Origin of the sequence: Tianweitania populi (assembly GCF_014652875.1) — a bacterium.
Classification (GTDB): domain Bacteria; phylum Pseudomonadota; class Alphaproteobacteria; order Rhizobiales; family Rhizobiaceae; genus Tianweitania; species Tianweitania populi.
In genome coordinates this window covers 464,172-483,655 of sequence record NZ_BMZQ01000002.1, presented here as the reverse complement: position 1 = coordinate 483,655, position 19,484 = coordinate 464,172, and the positions used below count along the sequence as shown (strand labels likewise).

Genomic DNA, 19,484 nt, shown 5'->3' with positions numbered 1-19,484 from the left:
CCCATGACGCCGTTGATCGACCGCCGATCCTTCCTCGCCGCCGCCGGCTCCCTGTTTGCCGCATCGCTGGGCGCGCGCCGGGCCTTTGCGCTAGAGCGCGCGGATGCTGTGTTCGCCACGGCTTACCAACGAAGAAGCGGCCAATATGGCGTGGCCGTGTTGACCGAAGCCGGCGAGCTCGTGCATGCGCTTGACCTGCCTGATCGCGGCCATGACGTGACCTTCGATCCCGTGTCGCGGCGCTCCGTGGTGTTTGCTCGCCAGCCCGGCACCTTCATGACCGTGTTCGACCATGCCGGAAAGCAGCCGCCGATCACCATCGCCAGCATCGAAGGCCGGCACTTCTACGGCCATGGCTGCTTTTCGCCGGATGGCGCGCTGCTTTATGCGACCGAGAACGATTTCGACGCCGCCGAAGGCATGATCGGCATCTATGATGCGCGCGATCATTTCCGCCGGGTGGGCGAGTTCAAGACCCATGGTGTGGGACCGCATGAAATGCTGCTGATGGGTGATGGCCGCACCTTTGCCGTCGCCAATGGCGGCATCGAAACCCATCCGGATTTTGGCCGCGCCAAGCTCAACATCGCGACCATGGAACCGTCACTCGTCTTCATCGACCGGGTGAGCGGCACGCTTCTTTCGCATCACACGCTGCCCGCCACCCTTCACCAGCTGTCGATCCGCCACATGGCGGCCGACGACAAGGGGCGGCTTTGGTTCGGCTGCCAATACGAGGGTGCGGAACGCGACCGGCCGCAGCTTGTGGGGTATGCCACGCGGGACGATGGGCTGACCCTGCTCGACATGCCGGACGACGTACTCGGCGGCTTCCGCAATTATATCGGCTCGGTCGCCAGCAATCCGGATGCTGGGCTGGTGGCCGTGTCCTCGCCCCAAGGCAACAGTCTGGTGCTGATCGATACGGCAACGCGCACGGTGCGGGAGATGCGTAATCTCACCGAAGTCTGCGGCGTCGCACCCGACCGTGGCGGCTTCCTGTCCAGCACCGGCACCGGCCGCTGGCTGGCGCCGCAAACACCGGAAGCCGATCTGCCGGACTTTGTTTGGGACAATCATATCCTCCGGATCTAAGCGCCTGAGCCGCGTGCATTGCCACGCCCCGCCTGCCGCTGATATCGGCAGCGCATGATCGACCTGCCCGCCCTTCCGGTAACCGCCGTTCTGCCGGACCTTCTGACGACGCTGGCCCAACACAAGTCGGCCGTCCTCGTGGCGCCGCCGGGCGCTGGCAAGACGACGCTTGTGCCGCTGGCATTGCTCGATGCACCATGGCGGGGCGAGAGCATCATCCTCCTGCTCGAACCGCGCCGTCTCGCCGCCCGCGCGGCTGCGCGTCGGATGGCATCGCTGCTCGGCGAAGAGCCCGGTCAGACCGTCGGCTATGCCATGCGGATGGAAACACGCCGCTCGGCGGCGACAAAGATCCTGGTGGTCACTGAAAGCATCCTGTCGCGCATGATCCTCGACGATCCCGAGCTTGTCGGTATCGCCTGCATCCTGTTCGACGAGTTTCATGAACGCTCGCTCGACGGCGACTTTGGCCTGGCGTTGGCCCTTGATGTGCAGGCCGCCTTGCGGCCGGACCTGCGTTTGCTCGTAATGTCTGCCACGCTCGATGGTGCCCGCGTTGCGGCGCTGCTGGGTGATGCGCCGGTGCTGCAAAGCGAGGGCCGCGCCTTTCCGGTCGACATCAGCTATGTCGCGCGTGATCCGAACGAGCGCATCGAAGATGCCGTGGCCAAAGCCGTTCGCGCTGCCCTAGCGAGCGAAACCGGCAGCATCCTCGCCTTTCTTCCCGGGCAGCGTGAGATCGAGCGCACGGCTGAACGGCTAGATCGCCTCGCAGACAACGTCGATGTCATGCCGCTGTTCGGTGCCATGGAAGGCCGAGCACAGGACTTGGCCATCCGCCCTGCGGTACCGGGCCGACGCAAGGTGGTGCTGGCGACCGCGATTGCCGAAACCTCCATCACCATCGATGGCGTGCGGGTAGTGATCGACAGCGGCTTGGCGCGCGTGCCGCGCTATGAGCCGGCATCGGGCCTGACGCGGTTGGAAACCGTGCGCGTGTCCCGTGCCTCCGCCGATCAGCGAGCCGGCCGCGCCGGGCGAACCGAGCCGGGACTGGCGGTGCGACTGTGGCATCAAGGGCAGACTGCAGCACTGCAGCCCTTCACCACGCCGGAAATACTCGAAGCCGACCTATCCGGCTTGCTGCTCGACTGCGCGGCCTTTGGCGTGGCGGATCCGTCAGCAATCGCTTTCCTAGATCCGCCGCCAGCGCCCGCCCTTGCCGAGGCTCGCGCTCTGCTGGTCAACCTCGGCGCGCTGGATGCCGATGGCCGCCTGACGCCCTCGGGTGCCGCCATGCGCAAGCTCGCTCTGCCGGTTCGCCTCGCGCATATGGTGGCGGAAGCCGCACGGGACGGACATGCGGAAGCGGCTGCCGAGGTCGCCGTGCTGCTGACGGAGCGGGGGCTTGGCGGCAACAGCGTCGATCTCGAGGCAAGGCTTCAGCTGTTCCGCAGCGAGCGCTCGCCGCGCGCGAACGCATCGCGTCAACTAGCGAAGCGGCTGGCTGTTTCCGTCGGCTCTCCCAGTAGATCAGCCGCACAAGTCGCGGAAACCGGTACGCTTCTACTCCACGCCTGGCCGGATCGTGTCGCAAAGGCACGCGGCGAAACCGGCCGCTTTCTTCTCGCCAATGGGCGTGGTGCCACGCTGGAAGCAACGGAGCGTCTGGCGCGCGCGCCGTTCCTCGTCGTTGCCGATCTGCAAGGCGCGGCACAGAATGCCCGGATCGCCGCCGCAGCTGAAATCAGCGAGGCGGATATTCGCAACGCTCTGGCCGACAAGATCGAGCGCAGCCGCCAAGCGCAGTTCGATCCTGAACGCCGTGGGGTACGGGTTCGCGAAACCAAGCTGCTCGGCGCGATCATCCTCTCCGAGCGCTTGCTGCCGGCACCCTCCGGCGCGCAGGCCGACGCCGCCATCCTCGATGCATTGCGCAGCCACGGTCTCGATCTTCTGCCTTGGAGTGACAACGCAACCACGCTGCGCCACCGCTTGTCCTGGCTGCATCGCGGGTTGGGCGCGCCCTGGCCTGACGTGTCCGACGATGCCTTGCTCGCCACTCTCGATGACTGGCTGCTTCCGTACCTCACCGGCGAGGCGTCCTTCGCGCGCATCCCATCGTCTTCGGTCAGCGAAGGCTTACGCAGCCTTGTTCCTTATGACCTCCAGCGCCAGCTCGATGCGCTCGCGCCTACCCACTTCGACGCGCCGTCCGGCAGTCATCTGCCGATCCGCTATGATGGCGAGTGGCCGGTGCTGGCGGTGCGGGTGCAGGAGCTGTTCGGTTTGACGCAACATCCCTCGATTGCCGCCGGCACCGTCCCCCTGACGCTCGAACTTCTGTCGCCGGCACATCGGCCGATCCAGACCACGCGCGATCTGCCGGGCTTCTGGAAGGGCTCTTGGGCCGATGTGCGTGCCGACATGCGCGGGCGTTATCCCAAGCATGTCTGGCCGGAAGATCCGGCATCCGCGCAGGCCACTAGCAGAGCCAAGCCGCGCGGCACATGAAGCGGATTTGTTGTGGCGGGGCAGCAGCGATCAGCGCATAAGCGAGATCATGGCCCTGCTTACCCCCGAAGATCCCCAACAATTCCACCGCCTGCGCCTGTCGACCTTGATCCGTTTGCGCTGGCTGGCGATCGTCGGCCAGAGCATCGCGGTGATCGTGGTGGCCTACTGGCTCGATTTTCCGCTGCCGGTGAGCTCCTGCTTCGCGTTGATCGCCGGATCGGCCTGGCTGAACCTCTTTCTGGCGCTGCGCTATCCCGCCACCCAGCGCCTGGCGCCGCACGCCGCCCTGGCCATCCTGTTGTTTGACGCGCTGCAGCTCGGCGGCCTGCTGTATCTAACGGGGGGCCTGACCAATCCCTTCTCGCTCCTGATGAGCGTGCCGGTCGTCATATCAGCCACATCGCTCCCGCCGCGCTTCACGCTCCTGCTGGGCGGCGTCGTGGGTGCGGCGTCCAGTTTCCTTGCCTTCAACCACCTGCCGCTGCCCTGGTATGAAGGGGCAGAGCTGTCCATGCCGCTGGTTTATGTCGCGGGTATGTGGCTGTCGGTGCTGGCCAGCATTGCCTTCACCGCTATCTATGCCTGGCGGGTCGCCGAAGAAGCGCGCCTGCTGGGCGATGCACTGGCGGCCACCGAGCTTGTGCTGCAACGCGAACAGCATCTGTCGGCCCTCGACGGTCTAGCGGCCGCAGCAGCCCACGAACTCGGCACGCCGCTTGCGACCATCGCGCTGGTCGCCAAGGAGATGGAACGTGCGCTGGGTGACGATGAGCGGTTTCGCGAAGACGTAACCCTGCTGCGCAGCCAGAGCGAGCGCTGCCGGGGCATCATGAAGCGGCTGACCAGCCTGTCCAGCGAAGGCGAGGAGCATCTCAAGCGGCTGCCCTTCACCTCGTTGATCGAGGAAGTCACCGCGCCGCATCGCGAATTCGGTATCGATATCGCGCTGGAAGCCGGCGACCTCATCGGCGCGGAGCCGGTGACCCGGCGCAATCCCGGCATGATCTACGGCCTCGGCAACCTCATCGAGAACGCCGTCGATTTCGCCAAGGCCACCGTCACGGTGCGCTGGCGCTGGAATGACGACAAGATCGCCATCGAAGTGGTGGACGATGGCACCGGCTTCCCGCCCGATATCATCCACCGCATTGGCGAACCCTACATGACCACCCGACCGGGCGGCTCGACCCAAGGCGGCGGGCTCGGTCTCGGCCTTTTCATCGCCAAGACGCTGCTGGAGCGCTCCGGCGCCAGCATCACCTTCCGCAACTCCGAAGAGCGCGACAAGGGCGCGTCGGTCCTTATCGAATGGCCGCGTTCTGCTTTCGCAAGGGATATTGCTTGAGTTTACGGGGCTAAAACCCTCCGATCAGGCGTTGGTGACGGCTTTTTCATGGTATTTGCGGGCTAAATGTCTATATCAGGCTCAAACAAACGACCTTTCGCCAGGAAACGACTAGGACCGCATCATGACTGCAGAAGCCGCCTCCGCTGATCCAGCCCTGGGTGCGGATGCAACCCTTTTGTTGGTTGACGACGACAAGGCTTTCGTCACGCGCCTGGCGCGGGCGATGGAGGGCCGTGGCTTTACCGTCGATGTGGCCGAAAGCGTCGAAGATGCCGTGGCCAAGGTCAAGCAGCGCGCGCCCGCCTATGCCGTGGTGGATATGCGCCTGGGCGACGGCAACGGCCTCGATGTCGTCTCCGCCTTGCGTGACAAGCGTCCCGAAGCCCGCATGGTGATCCTCACTGGCTACGGCAATATCGCCACAGCCGTGACGGCCGTGAAGCTTGGCGCCATCGACTACCTCAGCAAGCCCGCCGACGCTGACGACATCTACGCAGCGCTGACCCGCACCGCCGACGCTCCTGTCGCGCCGCCGGAAAACCCGATGTCGGCCGATCGGGTCCGCTGGGAACACATCCAGCGCGTCTACGAAATGTGCGAACGCAACGTCTCCGAAACCGCCCGCCGCCTGAACATGCACCGCCGTACGCTACAGCGGATCCTGGCCAAGCGCGCGCCGAGGTGAGGACAGAAGGTGAGTAGGTGAATATGGGAATAGGTGAGTAAGTGGCTTGACGATGGGCCACGACTACCGGCCCTATTCCCCTATTCCCCTATTCCCCTATTCCCCTCACTCACTCTCGCCCTGCAGCGCAGCAATCTGCACGCCGGCCAACTCGGCCGCTGTGAGCCGTGCGGCGCCGGCGCGGGCGAGGCGCAGCATCAGGGCTTTGCGGGTAGCTGCGGCGAGGCGGTGTTCGGGCGCGTCGCGCATGATTTCGGCGCCGTAGCCGTCGGAAAGAATGAAGCCGCATTCTTCGGGGAAGATGGATTGCGGCACTTCCGGATGCGAGGCGAAAAAAAAGCGGTCGGAATGGAGCCGGTATTCCGGCCATTTGCGATCGACGCGGAAATCCTCGATCGAGGATTTGATTTCGATGATCCAGATCTCGCCATTGCGCGTCAGCGCCACAAGGTCGGCACGGCGGCCGGTGGACAAACAGAGCTCGGGAAGCACATGCGCGCCCATTGAAGTGAGCAGGCGCTGAACGCCGCGGCGGATCACCATGGCGCGTTCGGACTGACGACCGTCGACCAGCGGATCCTTGGCAAGGGGAGATATGATGGGCATGCGCGGGATCATGCCATTATTCGCCGGCGATTTGAACCTGTTTTGTTCCGGCGGTGCGTGACGCTGCTGCCATCACAGGTTCGCTAGTGCTTCGCGCCGGCCATGTCGTCGAGGATGGGGCAATCCGGACGGTGGTCGCCATGGCAGGCATGAACTAGCCGCTGCAGGGTCGAGCGCATGCTTTGCAGTTCCGCAATCTTGGCTTCGATCGCGGCGACATGAGCCACCGCAATCTCCCGGACGTCATGGCTGGCGCGATCGCGGTCGCGATATAGCGACATCAGCTGACGGCAATCCTCGATGGAAAAGCCGAGGCTGCGTGCGCGTTGCAGGAAGGTCAGGCGATGCACGTCTTCTTCCGAATAATCGCGATAGCCGTTTGTGCTGCGGGCCGGATGGATCAGGCCGATTTCCTCATAATAGCGCAGCGTCTTAGGCGGAAGATTGGTGCGTTCGGCGGCGCGGCTGACATTCATCGGCTTCAGGTCTCGTACGGGATCAAACGGCGGCATTGTTGCCGAAATGCAATATCGGCTCTTCGAAAGGCAATTCCAAGCCGCAACCGCAGGTTCATGACTTGGCAACGTCGTCGCAGACGGGAACAATGCCGGCGAGTTAAAGGCCCGAGTCGGGCATTCCTGCGACGGACAGCATCACCAGTATGAAGCTTAACACCATTGCCATGGCGGCCGGACTTGTTCTGACCACCGCGCTCGCCGGCTGTTCCACCGACGGTCGCATCAACAATTTCCTGTCGAACAACTTTACCAACAACTACACCTCGCAGGTCGATGCGGGCTACGAAATCCCGGCCGTGCCGATCAGCAAGGTGCCGCGCGAGTTCCAGCGTCAGATCATCCGCTACAAGACGGCCGAGAAGCCGGGCACGATCATCGTCGACACCCGCTCCAAGCATCTTTACTTCGTGCTGCCTCAGGGCGAAGCCGTCCGCTATGGCATCGGCGTGGGCCGCGAAGGGTTCGAGTGGAAGGGTGATGCCCGCATCGCCATGAAGCGCGAATGGCCGACCTGGACGCCGCCGCGCGAAATGATCGCTCGTCAGCCGGAACTGGTGAAATGGCAGAGCGGTCAGCCCGGCGGATTGCGCAATCCACTCGGCGCGCGCGCTTTGTATCTCTTCAACAAGAACGGCGACACAGGCTACCGCTTGCATGGCACGCCGGAATGGGCGTCGATCGGCAAGGCGATGTCGTCGGGCTGCATCCGGCTGATCAACCAGGATATCATCGACCTTTACAATCGTGCGGAAGTCGGCGCGAAGGTGATCGTTCTCTAAGGAATTAGGCGGGGGCCTAAAGGCCCGAAAGGGCAAACCGCGGACCGTCCAGGCAACATGGACATGGTCTGTTCAAAGAAAAAGCCGGGCGAGGGGCCCGGCTTTTTCTTTGTCTGTTGGTTCGGAGCGGTTTGTAAGCGGTGCGCCCTTCGAGGCTCGCTGCGCCCGCACCTCAGGATGAGGACCGTGGTTGGGCTGGCCTCTGGCGATCAAGGGTCAGCCAAGGCGATTGATTACCTGCAGTTGGCAGGCAGAAAACGCGTGCTGAGAGTCCGCTGCCAGATAGTGCCTCCTTCGAGGCTCGCTGTGCTCGCACCTCAGGATGAGGACCATTGTGCCTCTCGCCCAGGCGGTCAACGTGTCAGCGGGCTGCTCAACCGGGCTGATCGAGCCCACCAATTGCTTTAAAGCTTAGCGGGACCGCCTTCATCCTGAGGTGCGAGCCTGCACAGCATTACCGAACCAAACGCTCACTTTAGCATGGCGAGCCTCGAAGGACGCACAACCGTACGTCCATCCGAGTTAAACGGCGTAGCTCAGACGACCTGCTCGACCTGCTGCACTTCGGGCACGAAGTGGCGCAGCAGGTTCTGGATGCCGTGCTTCAGCGTGGCTGTCGAGGACGGGCAGCCGGCGCAGGCGCCCTTCATGTGGAGGAAGACGGTGCCGTTCTCGTAGCCACGGAAGGTGATATCGCCGCCGTCCTGCGCCACCGCCGGGCGCACGCGCGTGTCGAGCAGTTCCTTGATGGTGACCACGATGTCCTGATCGGCGGCATCGAAGAACTCTTCGCCGCTTTCGGCATCTTCGCGCGCCTGCGTCGTGGCAGCGCTCGTCATGACCGGGAGGCCGGCCATGAAATGCTCCATGATCGCGCCGAGGATCGCCGGCTTCATGTGCTGCCAGTCCTGGCCGTCCTTGGTGACGGTTACGAAATCATAGCCGAAGAACACGCCGGTCACGCCCGGAACATCGAAAAGCCGAGCAGCCAGCGGCGAGGCGTCGCGTGCGCTCGGCGCATCGCGAAAATCGGCGGTGCCGTCCGCCATCACCACGACGCCCGGCAGGAATTTCAGCGTGGCGGGGTTCGGCGTGGATTCAGTCTGAATGAACATGGCGGAACTCCGCTCTCAACCTGTTTGGAATGGTTCTAAATAGACCTTGCAACTCAGCTTTACAAGTGAGCCAGGACGGCCTTGGCCATCTCCTCAGGCGAGGTTCTCCATGTCCTGGTCAGATAGTGTCTGCGGCACGATGGTGACCGGGATCGGAAAGCCGCCGCCCTTGGCGATGGTGGCCGTTACCAGTGGTCCCGGTCCTTCCTTGGCCGCGCTCGCTGCCAGAACCAGGATCGCGATGTCCTGATCTTCTTCGACCTGCGCCAGGATTTCGTCCTTGGCGGAACCCTCGCGAACGATCAGTTCCGGCTCGATGCCGAGCGTTTCGCGGATCTTGGTGGCGAAATTATCGAGGGCGAGCTTGGCACTGGCCGTTGCTTCGGCGCGCATGACCTGCTCGACACCCAGGAACTGTTGGAAATCGGCATTCTCGACCACGAACAAGAGTACCAGCACGCCGCCGGTTGTTTTTGCCCGACGCGAGGCGTAGGCGACGGCGCGTTCGCATTCCGGTGTCTCGTCGATCACCGCCAAGAACTTGCGGCGATGGCCGGTTTCGCGGCTCAATCGTCTGGATACCATGATCTTTCCCCAGATCTTCAATCAGCGCGGACAATGCCACTTGGCTGAACCAGGAACAAGTCTACCGGGCTTGTAGACATTGACGCGGGGCTGTGCCGCACCGGCCTGTGTCTCCACCAGCACGGTGTCTTCAAGTTTGCCGGCTTGCTTAGTCCTGCAGGAAGCCGATAATCTGGCGCACCTGCTTCATCGTGCCCTCGGCGATGGTGCGGGCGCGCTCGCCGCCATCCTTGAGAACGGCATCGACGTAAGCCGTGTCAGCCTGGATGCGGCGCATCTCGGAGGCGATCGGGGCAAGCTTCTCGACCGCCAGATCGGCCAGTGCCGGCTTGAACACCGAAAACTGCTGGCCGCCATACTCAGTGATCACGGCTTCGCGTGTTTGATCGGACAAAGCGGCGTAGATGCCGATGAGGTTGTCGGCTTCCGGGCGATCTTTGAGGCCGGCAAGTTCGCTCGGCAGGGCTTCCGGATCGGTTCGGGCCTTTCGGATCTTCTTGGAGATCGTGTCGGCATCATCCGTCAGGTTGATGCGCGACAGATCCGACGGGTCAGATTTCGACATCTTCTTGGAGCCGTCGCGCAGGCTCATCACGCGCGTTGCCGGTCCTTCGATCATCGGCTCGGTAAGGGGGAAGAAGCCGTTGACCTTCTCTTCGCCCATCATCAACTCCACGCCGATACCGAGATCGGCGATGCGGTGCGAAAAGTCGTTGTTGAACTTGATGGCGATGTCGCGGGTCAGTTCGATATGCTGCTTCTGGTCGTCGCCAACCGGCACATGCGTGGCGCGGTAAAGCAGGATGTCGGCGGCCATCAGGCTGGGATAGGCAAGCAGGCCGAGCGAGGCGTTCTCGCGGTCCTTGCCGGCCTTGTCCTTGAACTGCGTCATGCGGTTCATCCAGCCGATGCGCGCCACGCAGTTGAAGATCCAGGCGAGCTCGGCATGCTGCATCACCCGGCTCTGGTTGAACACGATGTGCTTGGTCGGGTCGATGCCGCAGGCGAGGTAAGCGGCCGTGATGGAGCGGGTCTGAGACGCCAGATCTTCATGCACGAGCTGCGCGGTGATCGAATGCATATCGACCACGCAATAGATGCAGTCATGCTCGTTCTGCAGCGAGACGAATTTGCGGATCGCGCCGAGATAATTGCCGAGATGCAAATTGCCGGTGGGCTGGACGCCGGAAAAAACGAGCGGCTTGAAGCTGGACATGAGCGCTGTTCCACAAACAGAGCGGCATCCGGCTTGGAACCGGATGCCCTAGGAATTCGCGTGGCTTATGAACGAGCGGACCCGCCCGCGCAAGAACCTCGCGCGGGCTCGGCTTTGCTAACCGTCGATGCGGCGGATCTGGCGCTCGGCAAAGAAGAACGGCCGCATATGAGCGCCGAGGATGTTGCCGGCGAAGGCTGCGACTGCCCACAGATAACCATGCACGCTGCCGGAGATGATGCCGGAGAAATAGGCGCCGATATTGCAGCCATAGGCGATGCGGGCACCGTAGCCGAGCAGCAACCCGCCAACCACCGCAGCGACGACTGAGCGCAACGGGATCTTCAGGCTGGGTGCGAAGCTGCCGGCCAGTGCCGCAGCCAGCATGGCACCGGCAATGATGCCGAAATCCATGATGGAGGTTATGTCGGCGAACACGCTTTCCTGCAGCGCCTTGGCATTCGATGGCGTCTGCCAATACGACCAGGCAGTCGGGTCGATGCCGATGGCCTGAGCTCCCTTTGCGCCCCACAGTGCGAAGGCCGAAGTCACACCCCAGGGTCGGCCGGCAAGCGCCAGCGTGGCGAAGTTGAAGATCACAAGCGCGACGGCGCCCCAGACGAGCGGCCACGGACCGCGCAGAAAGCGCGACAAGCCCTGACGCGGCGACGCGGGAGCCTGTTCGAGCGCGCCGTTGCGGCGCTTCTCAACCAGCACGGTGATGCCGGCGATTGCCGCAAAGATCGCCAGCGACAGCGCGATGCCGCCCCACGGGCCGAAGCTCTGCACCAGCGAAATCGGCTGTAGCGAGGGCAGGGAGGTCCACCAGTCGAAATGGATCGTGGCGAGCACCGAGCCGATCACGAAGAACAGCAGCGTGACCAGCATGCGGGCATTGCCACCGCCGGCCGTAAACAGCGTGCCGGATGCGCAACCGCCGCCAAGCTGCATGCCGAGACCGAACATGAAGGCTCCGACGATCACCGAGGTGCCGACCGGTGCGGCCGAGCCCTTGACCGCTTCGCCGAACAGCGTGCCGCTGGCGAGCACGGGGAAGAACAGAAGAACGCCAAGCGCCAGCAGCAGCATCTGAACGCGCAAGCCACGGCCGCGGCCTTCAAGGATGAAGACGCGCCAAGCGGAGGTGAAGCCGAAAGCGGCATGGTAAAGCGAAATGCCGAGCGCGCCGCCGACAAGGAACAGCGCGCCATGGCGGGCGCCGTAGATCGAACCGAGCACAAGCGTGCCGATGACCAGCACTGCAAGGGCAACCAGACCCGGCGTGCCAAGAGGAGCGCGGGCGGCCGGCGCCGGCGCGACATAGGTGGTGGAGGACATGGCTGTTCCGCTCGATGATTGTTCGGGATAGGCTTTAAGTAAGCCTTCCCCACAAGCGGCAACAGGAATCATGTGCTCCTAACCGACGAAAGGTTAGGCTAGAATTCTGCGACGACGACCTTTGTTGAAAAGACCGGAGATCATGCCTTGCGACGTACGCTGCGGCGGATGATGCCGAGATCTGCGCCACCAAGGCCGAAAGCGGCGAGAATGTAGACCGCCGCCCCGCCGATAACCAGCAGCCCAAGCGCCCAGACTTGATCGATAAAGGCAGAGTTCGAGGCAAGCTGCGGCGCGAACCAGCGCAAGCCGTACCACAGGGCCGCGCCCATGATGAGCGTGGCAATCAAAAGGCGCGGCAGGCGTTTGACCAGGCCGCGATCGCTCTGCCAATGGCCGCGTCGCAGGAGCACGGCAAGCAGCATGGCCGCATTCAGCCAGCCGGCGGCGGCGGACGCCGTCGCAATGCCTGGTGCACCGATGCGCGGGAAGAGAAGCAGTGCGATTGCGATGTTGAGGGCAACCGACAAACTCGCAAAGATCATCGGCGTTCGCGTGTCTTCGCGGGCGAAGTATCCAGGTGTGAAGGCCTTGATGAGCACGAAGGCCGGCAGTCCAAGCGCAAAGATCGCCAGCACGGCGGCAACCAGCGGGGTCGAGCCGTTGGCGGCAAATTGCCCACGTTCATAGAGCACCCGCACCACCGGCTCGGCCAGAACGAACAGGCCGGCAGCGGCCGGCAGGGTCAGGAACAGGCTGAACTCGACGGAACGGTTCTGCAGGCTGGTCGCCTCGGCCATGTCGCCAGCCTTCAGTGCGCGCGCCAGTTCCGGCAGAAGCACGATAGCTACTGCGATGCCGACGACGCCGAGCGGCAACTGATAAACGCGGTCGGCCAGCGCCAGGCTCGACACGGCGCTGTTCTGCGTGGAGGCGATGGCGGTGCCGATCAACTGGTTGATCTGCGTGATGCCGCCCGTGATGGCAGCGGGTAAAGCGAGCACCAGCAGGCGCCTGACGTTTGGTGTCATCTTCGGCCGTGTAAAGCCAAGCTTGATGCCGGCCATGCGCGCGGCAATCCAGACAATGGCCAGTTGCACAACGCCGGCGGCCAGCACGCCCCAGGACAGGCCGTAGCCGATCGCCGTCGCATCCCAACCCTGCTGCCAGCCGGCGGCCAGAACCGCGATCAGGATTACGTTGAGGAAAACGGGCGCTACGGCTGCCGCGAAATAGCGGCGCAGCGAGTTCAGCATGCCCGCCATCATCGCCGCCAGCGACATGCAGGCGAGATAAGGGAACATGATGATCGCCAGCGACTTCGTCAGCGCAAACTGCGCGGGATCGTCGGCAAAGCCCGGCGCCACGATGGTGGCGATGAGCACGGGCATTGCGAGCTCCATGGCAATCGTCACGACAAGAAGCACGGTGAACAAAACGCCGAAGACTTCCTCGGAGAAGCGCCGCGCGCCATCGAGGCCGTTCTGCTCGATCTCCTTGGCAAACAGCGGCACGAAAGCGGCGTTGAAGGCGCCTTCGGCAAACAAGCGGCGAAACGTGTTGGGGAATTGAAAGGCAGCGTAGAAGGCGTCCGCCACCGGCCCGGTGCCGAGCGCTGCCGCCATCAGCATTTCGCGCGCGAAGCCGAGCACACGGCTCATCAGCGTGCCGGATGCGACCGTCGCAAGTTTCTTGGCAAGGCTCATGCGGCCGCTCCGAGGACAAGGGCGATCATATCAGGCTTTCTCAGGCATGGACGTGCGGGCCGCAGCAGGCCGCGTCCCATTCTCGAGAACCTCGCGCAGCCGCGTCAGGATCATCTCCATGCGGGTCGGGTTCTCGATCTTCTGCCCGGTGAGATCGGTGACATAGAAGGTGTCGATCACCTTCTCGCCGAAAGTGGTGATGTGGGCGGACGCGATGTCGAGCGAGAGATCCGACAGCGCACCGGTGATTTCCGACAGAAGGCCCGGGCGATCCAGACCTTCGACCTCGATCACCGAAAAGCGGTTGCTCAGCGTGTTGCGCAAGGACGCATGCGGCGTGATGCGGAACACTTTTTGCCCGCGCTTGGGCTTGGTGCGCTTTTCGATCATGTCCGGCAGCCAGCTTTTGCCCGAAAGAACATCCTCGATCAGCGTGCCGACGCGCCGTGCGCGGCGTTCCTCGTCCTGATCCAGGTCGAACTCCCTGGTGATCAGGATCGTATCCAGCGCGCGGCCATCCACGGTGGTGAAGATCTGAGCATCCACGATGTTGGCACCCGCACCGGCACAGGCGCCTGCGATAACGGACAACAAGCGCGGATGGTCGGGCGCTAGAATGGTGATCTCGGTCACGCCTTCAACCGGGCGCGGGTTGACCATCGTGGCGAGACGCCGGCCGGCCTGGTCGGTATCGCGGATAAAGGCGGCGTGGCGGAGCTGATCCACCAGGTCGACGGTCATCAGGTAATTGTCATAATGCACGGCGACGACGCGATCGCGCTCGGCGTCCGGCCAGTCGCCCAAGGCGCGGGTCAGCGCGATGCGTCCCGCAACGCCGCGCTCGCCGCGCGAGGTCTCCGAAAATCCGCCGGTCAGAAGCAGTTCGGTTTCATAATACAGCGTGCGCAGCAGCTGACCCTTCCAGCCGTTGAACACGCCGGGCCCGACGCCGCGAATGTCGCAGACGGTCAACACCGCGAGCAGCTTCAGCCGCTCCACCGATTGCACCACGGCGGCGAAATCCTCGATCGTCTTGCGGTCGTTGAGATCGCGCGTTTGCGCGGTCATCGACATCACCAGATGGTTCTCGATCAGCCAGGCGATGGTTTCCGTGTCGCCCGCCGAGAACCCCATGATGGGGCAAAGCCGGCGCGCGATCTTCGCACCCGCTTCCGAATGATCCTCCGGGCGGCCCTTGGCGATGTCATGCAGCAGCACGGCCACATAAAGCAGCTCGCGCTGCGCCTTCATGCCCGGCATCAGCTTGGTGGTCATCGGATGAATAGTGGCCTCGCGGCCCTGCTCGATGGCTGCAAGCACGCCGACGCAATGCAGCAGATGCTCATCCACGGTATAATGATGATACATGTTGAACTGCATCATTGCGACGATCTTGCCGAAGTCCGGGATGAACTTGCCGAGCAACCCCGCCTCATTCATCCGCAGAAGATTGAGCTCGGGATTGCGATGTGAGGTCAGGAGATCGAGGAACAAGCGGTTGGCTTGTTTGTCACGCCGCAGCGTGCGGTCGACAAGCTGCAGCGAGCGCGTGACGAGCCGCAGCGCATCCGCATGATATTCCAGCCCATGCCGGTCGGCGAACCAGAACAGCCGGATCAGGTTCACCGGATCTTTTTCAAAGACGTCATCGCGGGCGATCGTGATGCGGTTGTTGTCGATCACGAAATCGCTGGTGCCGGGCAGCTTGCGGCGGCGGCGCGAAAAGCTCTGGAACAGGCGGTTGAAGCCTTCGACATGCTTGTCCTGCTCTTCTTCCAGCGCGGAACAGAAGATGCGGGTAAGGTCGCCCACCGTCTTCGCCATCAGGAAGTAGTGCTTCATGAAGCGCTCGACGGCCGACAGGCCAGGATGCGCGACATAGCCGAGACGCTCCGCGATATCGCGCTGCACGTCGAAATACAGCCGCTCTTCCGGCTTCTTCGTCAGGAAATGCAGGTGGCAGCGCACCGCCCACAGGAAGTCTTCTGCCTTGGTGAAGGCGCGATATTCCTGGCGCGTAAACACACCCTTGCGCACCAGCTCCTCGCCGGTCCGCACGCGGTAGAAATATTTGGCGATCCAGAACAGCGTATGGAGGTCACGCAACCCGCCCTTGCCGTCCTTGACGTTGGGCTCCACGAGATAGCGCGTTTCGAACCATTTGCGGTGGCGCTCGTCGCGCTCGCCGAGCTTGGCGGCAATGAATTCCGGCCCGGTATCCTTCACCACCTCACGGTCGAAGCGCTCCATTAGCTCGTCGTAAAGTGGCTCTTCGCCCCAGATGAAGCGCGCTTCCAGGATCGCGGTGCGGATCGTCATGTCGCTGCGCGACAGCCTGATGCATTCATCCACCGTGCGGGTGGCGTGACCGACCTTCAGGCCGAGATCCCACAGCACGTAGAGAATATATTCGGCGATCTGCTCGCCCCAGGGCGTTTGCTTGTAGGGCAGCAGGAACAGAAGGTCGATGTCTGAGCCGGGCGCCAGCGTTCCACGCCCATAACCGCCGACGGCCACCAGCGTCATGCGCTCGCCGGATGATGGATTGATGCGCGGATAGATGTGGGTCGCGGCAAAATCATACAGCGCGCGGATCACCTCATCCATGAGATGTGAGATGCGTTGCGCGCACGCCGTGCCGCCGCCGTCCTCGGTCAGCAGCTGTTCCGCGTGGGCCTTGCCGTTCTTGATGGTCTCGCGCAGCGCGGCAACGATCGCAGCGCGGTTCTGCGATGTCCCGCCGGCATCGCCGGCCAGCGCTTCCAACCGGCCGCGCAGCGTCGTGCCGTCCACCATCTCTTCAAGCTTAAGGGGAATGCGCGTCATGCGACCTCGGACAGTTCCAAGCGCGCTGTAATACCTGCAGCGTCTTAAGGGAAGGCTGATCGCATCGTTCTACCCTCGACAAGAGGGGTGTGCTTCGTGTAGGCGCGCCCTTCCTTTTTCAAAACCCACACCGTTCGAGGAAGACAAACATGAAACCGATCAGCGGTGGCATCGATTTCGGCACGTCCAACTCGACCGTCGGCTTTGTCGAGAATGGCGCGCCCAGGCTCGTTGCGGTGGAGGGCGAGCACCTCACCATTCCGTCAGCCGTGTTCTTCAACTTCGAGGATAACGGCACCTATTTCGGTCGCCGCGCGATAGCCGACTACACCGAAAACGTCGAAGGCCGTTTGCTGCGCGCCCTGAAAAGCGTGCTCGGCACCTCGCTGATCAACGAAAAAACCCGTGCGAAAGCGCAGAATCTCGCTTTCACGGACATCATCGGTGCCTTTCTCGATCATCTCAAGCAGGCGCTGGATACCGCGCGCGGTACCGCCGTCGAGCATGTCGTGCTCGGCCGTCCCGTGCATTTCGTGGACGAAGACGAAGCCGCCGACCGCCGCGCGCAGGACGAGCTGCAAAAGGCCGCCGAAAAGCGCGGCTTCAAGCATATCGAATTCCAGTACGAGCCGATCGCTGCCGCCCTCGATTACGAGCGCACGGTCGCCCACGAGGAACTGGCGCTGATCGTCGATATCGGCGGCGGCACGTCAGACTTCTCCATCGTGCGCGTGTCACCGGAGCGCGCACGCGCCACCGACCGCCGCGAGGACATCCTGGCAAACACTGGCGTGCATGTCGGCGGCACCGATCTCGACCGTCTGGCTTCCGTTGCCCATGTCATGCCCGAACTCGGCATGAAGACGCTGACCAAGGATGGCCGCCGCGAACTGCCTGTCGGCACCTATTACGACCTCGCGACATGGCAGCGCATCAACCTGCTTTACACCGCCCGCGCCCTGAACACGCTGCGCCAAATCCGCTACGAGGCGGCCGAGCAAGGTAAGGTCGATCGCCTGATCGACATCGTGGAAAACCGGCAGGGCCATGCACTCGCTGCCCGCGTCGAAAGCGCCAAGATCGCGCTCACCGACTTGGACGACACAGCGCTCGAAATGCGCCTGATGGACGAGACCCTGCGCGTCCCCTTCACCCGCGCCGGTCTCGAAAACGCCATCACCCCGCCGATCACCCGCATCACCGACACGATCACCACAACCCTCGCCGACGCTGGATTGACCCCCGAGCGCATCGACACGCTGTTCCTGACAGGTGGCTCCACCGCCGTGCCGCTGCTGCGCGAAAGCGTGCTCAAGCTGTTCCCCAACGCACGCGCGGTGCAGGGCGACCGGTTCGGCAGCGTCGGGCTGGGCCTGGCGGTGGATGCGGATCGGAAGTTCGCGGGGTAAAACCCCGCGATTAACCGTGTCGCGCCTTGGTCACGGTCTCGTTGAGCTGCTGCAGCGTCTTATCGAAGCGGCCTTCGGCTTCGGCGTTGCGCAGGAACTTCACGCGCTGGACGAGGATCTCGGACGGAGTTGGTGTCTGTGCAAACAGAGCCATCACCTCATCGATAAACTCGTTCAGGGGCTGGTAGCCCTCAAGCGTTTCCTGGCCTGGTGTCAGGCCGGTTTGGACGGCTGGCGGCGCGAGTTCGATCACCTCGACCTTGCCTTCCAGTGCTGCGCGCAGCGAGACGGTATAGGAATGGATCGCAGCCTTTGTCGCATTATAGGTCGGCGTCATGACCAGCGGCACGAAGGCCAAGCCTGACGTCACGTTGACGATCGCGGCACCGGACTTCGTGGCAAGGTGATCGATCAGCGCATTGGTCACCCGGATCGGACCCAGCAGGTTGGTGGTGATCGTCGCTTCGGCATCGGCCAGATCGCGGCTACGGTCTAATGCCTCGAAGCGCATGATGCCGGCATTGTTGATCAGGACGTTGACGTCTGGATGTGCAGCAAGCAGGCGGCCTGCGAAGTCGGCGATCCCAGCTTCGCTTTCCACGTCGAGCGTCATCGCATGCATGTTGGGCCGACCGGCGATCGTGGCGTCGAGCGCGTCCTGCCGGCGTCCGGCGACAATCACGGTATTGCCGAGATCATGGAAGCGCTGGGCCAGTGCCGCGCCGATGCCAGAGCCGCCGCCGGTGATGAGAATGGTGTTGCCAGACTTGTTCATGAAAACTGCTCCTTGAAATTGAAGCCCCTGATGTAAACCGCTACAATCCAAACGAAAGTAGGCACCTGAAAGATTTGTACTTACCTGAAAGAGAGTGAGAGATGACGAGCCTGCCATTCGATGCCGCCACGATCTGTCAGGCGAAAAAGGTCGCCAAGACTCCGCCGCCGGAAGTGCTCGATCCGCGCATCGAACGGCTGGTCAACGAGTTGATCGGTCGTGTCGCCGATAAGTGGACGATGATCATCCTGGAGGTTCTGGATGCGCATGGCGAGCTGCGCTTCACCCAGCTTGCCCGCAAGATCGAAGGCATCAGCCAGAAGATGCTGACCCAGACGCTGCGCCAGATGGAGCGCGACGGCATGGTGACCCGCACCGTCCACCCCATCGTTCCGCCTCATGTGGACTACCGCCTGACCGAACTCGGCCAAAGCCTCGGCGCTGCCTTTTGCGGTGTCTGGATCTGGGCGGAAGAGAATCTTGAGACGGTGGAGAAGGCGCGTGAGGTGTTCGATGGGCGGTAAGTCGAACGCCGTCCGTCCGATGGAGGAGCCTTGATCATGACAGAACCATCACCCTCAGCGCTCATCGATGCAAGAATAAAGGAACTCCGCGATTGGCGCGGCCAAACGCTGGCCAAGATCCGCGCTCTCATCCGTGCCGCCGATCCCCAGGTGGAAGAAACATGGAAGTGGCGCGGCGTTCCGGTGTGGGAACATGCCGGCATTCTCTGCACCGGTGAAACCTACAAGGCTGTGGTCAAGCTGATCTTTGCCAAGGGCGCGGCGCTTGCTGATCCGACAGGCCTGTTCAACTCAAGTCTCGATGGCAAGGTCAGGCGCGCGATCGACATCGGGCAAGAGGATGTTCTCGATGAAGACGCGTTCAAAGCACTCATTCGCGCTGCGATTGCGCTGAATTTGTCCGGCGGCGCCGCGAAGCGCAAAGCGAAGCTCGCCTGAAAAG

General features: G+C 63.0%; 17 protein-coding genes. 8 read left to right on the top strand and 9 right to left on the bottom strand.

Features of this window, described 5'->3' with window-relative positions; translation table 11 throughout:
- The first annotated feature begins 3 nt into the window (after window positions 1-3).
- The 4 genes from IE166_RS11630 to IE166_RS11615 all read left to right on the top strand — a co-directional run bounded on the left by IE166_RS11630 (window position 4) and on the right by IE166_RS11615 (window position 5,645).
- Window positions 4-1,095 (top strand): DUF1513 domain-containing protein, encoded by a 1,092-nt coding sequence (locus IE166_RS11630; protein WP_189504010.1) that lies wholly within the window; start codon window positions 4-6, stop codon window positions 1,093-1,095.
- Between the two features lie 54 nt (window positions 1,096-1,149).
- A complete protein-coding gene (gene hrpB / locus IE166_RS11625) occupies window positions 1,150-3,609 on the top strand; it encodes an ATP-dependent helicase HrpB (protein WP_189504007.1) in 2,460 nt (819 codons plus the stop codon).
- A 49-nt stretch (window positions 3,610-3,658) separates the two neighbouring features.
- Window positions 3,659-4,957, top strand: a complete 1,299-nt coding sequence (locus IE166_RS11620) for an ActS/PrrB/RegB family redox-sensitive histidine kinase (protein WP_189504005.1) — start codon at window positions 3,659-3,661, stop codon at window positions 4,955-4,957.
- A gap of 124 nt (window positions 4,958-5,081) precedes the next feature.
- On the top strand, window positions 5,082-5,645 hold the full coding sequence (locus IE166_RS11615) for an ActR/PrrA/RegA family redox response regulator transcription factor (RefSeq protein WP_189504003.1): 564 nt from the start codon (window positions 5,082-5,084) through the stop codon (window positions 5,643-5,645).
- Between the two features lie 105 nt (window positions 5,646-5,750).
- On the opposite strand, the gene IE166_RS11610 is transcribed toward IE166_RS11615, so the two are convergent.
- Window positions 5,751-6,251, bottom strand: coding sequence for an MmcB family DNA repair protein (locus IE166_RS11610; protein WP_189504001.1), 501 nt, complete (start codon window positions 6,249-6,251; stop codon window positions 5,751-5,753).
- An 83-nt stretch (window positions 6,252-6,334) separates the two neighbouring features.
- Window positions 6,335-6,727, bottom strand: coding sequence for a Cu(I)-responsive transcriptional regulator (cueR, locus tag IE166_RS11605; RefSeq protein ID WP_189505878.1), 393 nt, complete (start codon window positions 6,725-6,727; stop codon window positions 6,335-6,337).
- 185 nt (window positions 6,728-6,912) lie between these two features.
- On the opposite strand from cueR, the gene IE166_RS11600 reads away from it, so the two are divergent.
- On the top strand, window positions 6,913-7,548 hold the full coding sequence (locus tag IE166_RS11600) for a L,D-transpeptidase (protein ID WP_189503999.1): 636 nt from the start codon (window positions 6,913-6,915) through the stop codon (window positions 7,546-7,548).
- Window positions 7,549-8,084: 536 nt separating this feature from the next.
- Here the strand turns inward: IE166_RS11600 and IE166_RS11595 are convergent.
- The 6 genes from IE166_RS11595 to IE166_RS11570 form a co-directional block, all read right to left on the bottom strand.
- Window positions 8,085-8,663 (bottom strand): NifU family protein, encoded by a 579-nt coding sequence (locus tag IE166_RS11595; protein ID WP_189503998.1) that lies wholly within the window; start codon window positions 8,661-8,663, stop codon window positions 8,085-8,087.
- Window positions 8,664-8,756: 93 nt separating this feature from the next.
- The gene (locus IE166_RS11590) at window positions 8,757-9,248 is read right to left on the bottom strand and encodes a universal stress protein (RefSeq protein WP_189503996.1); all 492 of its coding nucleotides are present in this window, start codon (window positions 9,246-9,248) and stop codon (window positions 8,757-8,759) included.
- A gap of 148 nt (window positions 9,249-9,396) precedes the next feature.
- Window positions 9,397-10,464 (bottom strand): tryptophan--tRNA ligase, encoded by a 1,068-nt coding sequence (gene trpS / locus IE166_RS11585; protein ID WP_189503994.1) that lies wholly within the window; start codon window positions 10,462-10,464, stop codon window positions 9,397-9,399.
- A 117-nt stretch (window positions 10,465-10,581) separates the two neighbouring features.
- Window positions 10,582-11,802, bottom strand: coding sequence for a YeeE/YedE family protein (locus IE166_RS11580; protein WP_189503992.1), 1,221 nt, complete (start codon window positions 11,800-11,802; stop codon window positions 10,582-10,584).
- Between the two features lie 140 nt (window positions 11,803-11,942).
- Window positions 11,943-13,508 (bottom strand): murein biosynthesis integral membrane protein MurJ, encoded by a 1,566-nt coding sequence (gene murJ, locus IE166_RS11575; protein WP_189503990.1) that lies wholly within the window; start codon window positions 13,506-13,508, stop codon window positions 11,943-11,945.
- Window positions 13,509-13,538: 30 nt separating this feature from the next.
- A complete protein-coding gene (locus tag IE166_RS11570) occupies window positions 13,539-16,334 on the bottom strand; it encodes a [protein-PII] uridylyltransferase (RefSeq protein ID WP_189503988.1) in 2,796 nt (931 codons plus the stop codon).
- A gap of 149 nt (window positions 16,335-16,483) precedes the next feature.
- On the opposite strand from IE166_RS11570, the gene IE166_RS11565 reads away from it, so the two are divergent.
- A complete protein-coding gene (locus IE166_RS11565) occupies window positions 16,484-17,743 on the top strand; it encodes an Hsp70 family protein (protein WP_189503987.1) in 1,260 nt (419 codons plus the stop codon).
- A gap of 10 nt (window positions 17,744-17,753) precedes the next feature.
- On the opposite strand, the gene IE166_RS11560 is transcribed toward IE166_RS11565, so the two are convergent.
- Window positions 17,754-18,518 carry an SDR family oxidoreductase gene (locus IE166_RS11560; RefSeq protein WP_189503985.1) on the bottom strand — a complete coding sequence of 255 codons (765 nt, stop codon included), beginning with the start codon at window positions 18,516-18,518 and terminating at the stop codon, window positions 17,754-17,756.
- A gap of 101 nt (window positions 18,519-18,619) precedes the next feature.
- On the opposite strand from IE166_RS11560, the gene IE166_RS11555 reads away from it, so the two are divergent.
- Both IE166_RS11555 and IE166_RS11550 read left to right on the top strand, forming a co-directional pair.
- The gene (locus IE166_RS11555) at window positions 18,620-19,042 is read left to right on the top strand and encodes a winged helix-turn-helix transcriptional regulator (RefSeq protein WP_189503983.1); all 423 of its coding nucleotides are present in this window, start codon (window positions 18,620-18,622) and stop codon (window positions 19,040-19,042) included.
- A gap of 36 nt (window positions 19,043-19,078) precedes the next feature.
- Window positions 19,079-19,480 (top strand): DUF1801 domain-containing protein, encoded by a 402-nt coding sequence (locus tag IE166_RS11550; protein ID WP_189503981.1) that lies wholly within the window; start codon window positions 19,079-19,081, stop codon window positions 19,478-19,480.
- Window positions 19,481-19,484: the final 4 nt, after the last annotated feature.

What these genes read in the sequence shown, in the direction of transcription:
- hrpB (WP_189504007.1), top strand. Translation starts at nt 1,150, where the DNA reads ATGATCGACCTGCCCGCCCTTCCGGTAACCGCCGTTCTGCCGGACCTT.
- IE166_RS11580 (WP_189503992.1), bottom strand. Translation starts at nt 11,802, where the DNA reads ATGTCCTCCACCACCTATGTCGCGCCGGCGCCGGCCGCCCGCGCTCCT.
- IE166_RS11550 (WP_189503981.1), top strand. Translation starts at nt 19,079, where the DNA reads ATGACAGAACCATCACCCTCAGCGCTCATCGATGCAAGAATAAAGGAA.
- IE166_RS11590 (WP_189503996.1), bottom strand. Translation starts at nt 9,248, where the DNA reads ATGGTATCCAGACGATTGAGCCGCGAAACCGGCCATCGCCGCAAGTTC.
- trpS (WP_189503994.1), bottom strand. Translation starts at nt 10,464, where the DNA reads ATGTCCAGCTTCAAGCCGCTCGTTTTTTCCGGCGTCCAGCCCACCGGC.
- IE166_RS11595 (WP_189503998.1), bottom strand. Translation starts at nt 8,663, where the DNA reads ATGTTCATTCAGACTGAATCCACGCCGAACCCCGCCACGCTGAAATTC.
- murJ (WP_189503990.1), bottom strand. Translation starts at nt 13,508, where the DNA reads ATGAGCCTTGCCAAGAAACTTGCGACGGTCGCATCCGGCACGCTGATG.
- IE166_RS11610 (WP_189504001.1), bottom strand. Translation starts at nt 6,251, where the DNA reads ATGCCCATCATATCTCCCCTTGCCAAGGATCCGCTGGTCGACGGTCGT.
- IE166_RS11620 (WP_189504005.1), top strand. Translation starts at nt 3,659, where the DNA reads ATGGCCCTGCTTACCCCCGAAGATCCCCAACAATTCCACCGCCTGCGC.
- IE166_RS11570 (WP_189503988.1), bottom strand. Translation starts at nt 16,334, where the DNA reads ATGACGCGCATTCCCCTTAAGCTTGAAGAGATGGTGGACGGCACGACG.
- IE166_RS11630 (WP_189504010.1), top strand. Translation starts at nt 4, where the DNA reads ATGACGCCGTTGATCGACCGCCGATCCTTCCTCGCCGCCGCCGGCTCC.
- IE166_RS11615 (WP_189504003.1), top strand. Translation starts at nt 5,082, where the DNA reads ATGACTGCAGAAGCCGCCTCCGCTGATCCAGCCCTGGGTGCGGATGCA.
- IE166_RS11565 (WP_189503987.1), top strand. Translation starts at nt 16,484, where the DNA reads ATGAAACCGATCAGCGGTGGCATCGATTTCGGCACGTCCAACTCGACC.
- IE166_RS11560 (WP_189503985.1), bottom strand. Translation starts at nt 18,518, where the DNA reads ATGAACAAGTCTGGCAACACCATTCTCATCACCGGCGGCGGCTCTGGC.
- IE166_RS11600 (WP_189503999.1), top strand. Translation starts at nt 6,913, where the DNA reads ATGAAGCTTAACACCATTGCCATGGCGGCCGGACTTGTTCTGACCACC.
- IE166_RS11555 (WP_189503983.1), top strand. Translation starts at nt 18,620, where the DNA reads ATGACGAGCCTGCCATTCGATGCCGCCACGATCTGTCAGGCGAAAAAG.
- cueR (WP_189505878.1), bottom strand. Translation starts at nt 6,727, where the DNA reads ATGAATGTCAGCCGCGCCGCCGAACGCACCAATCTTCCGCCTAAGACG.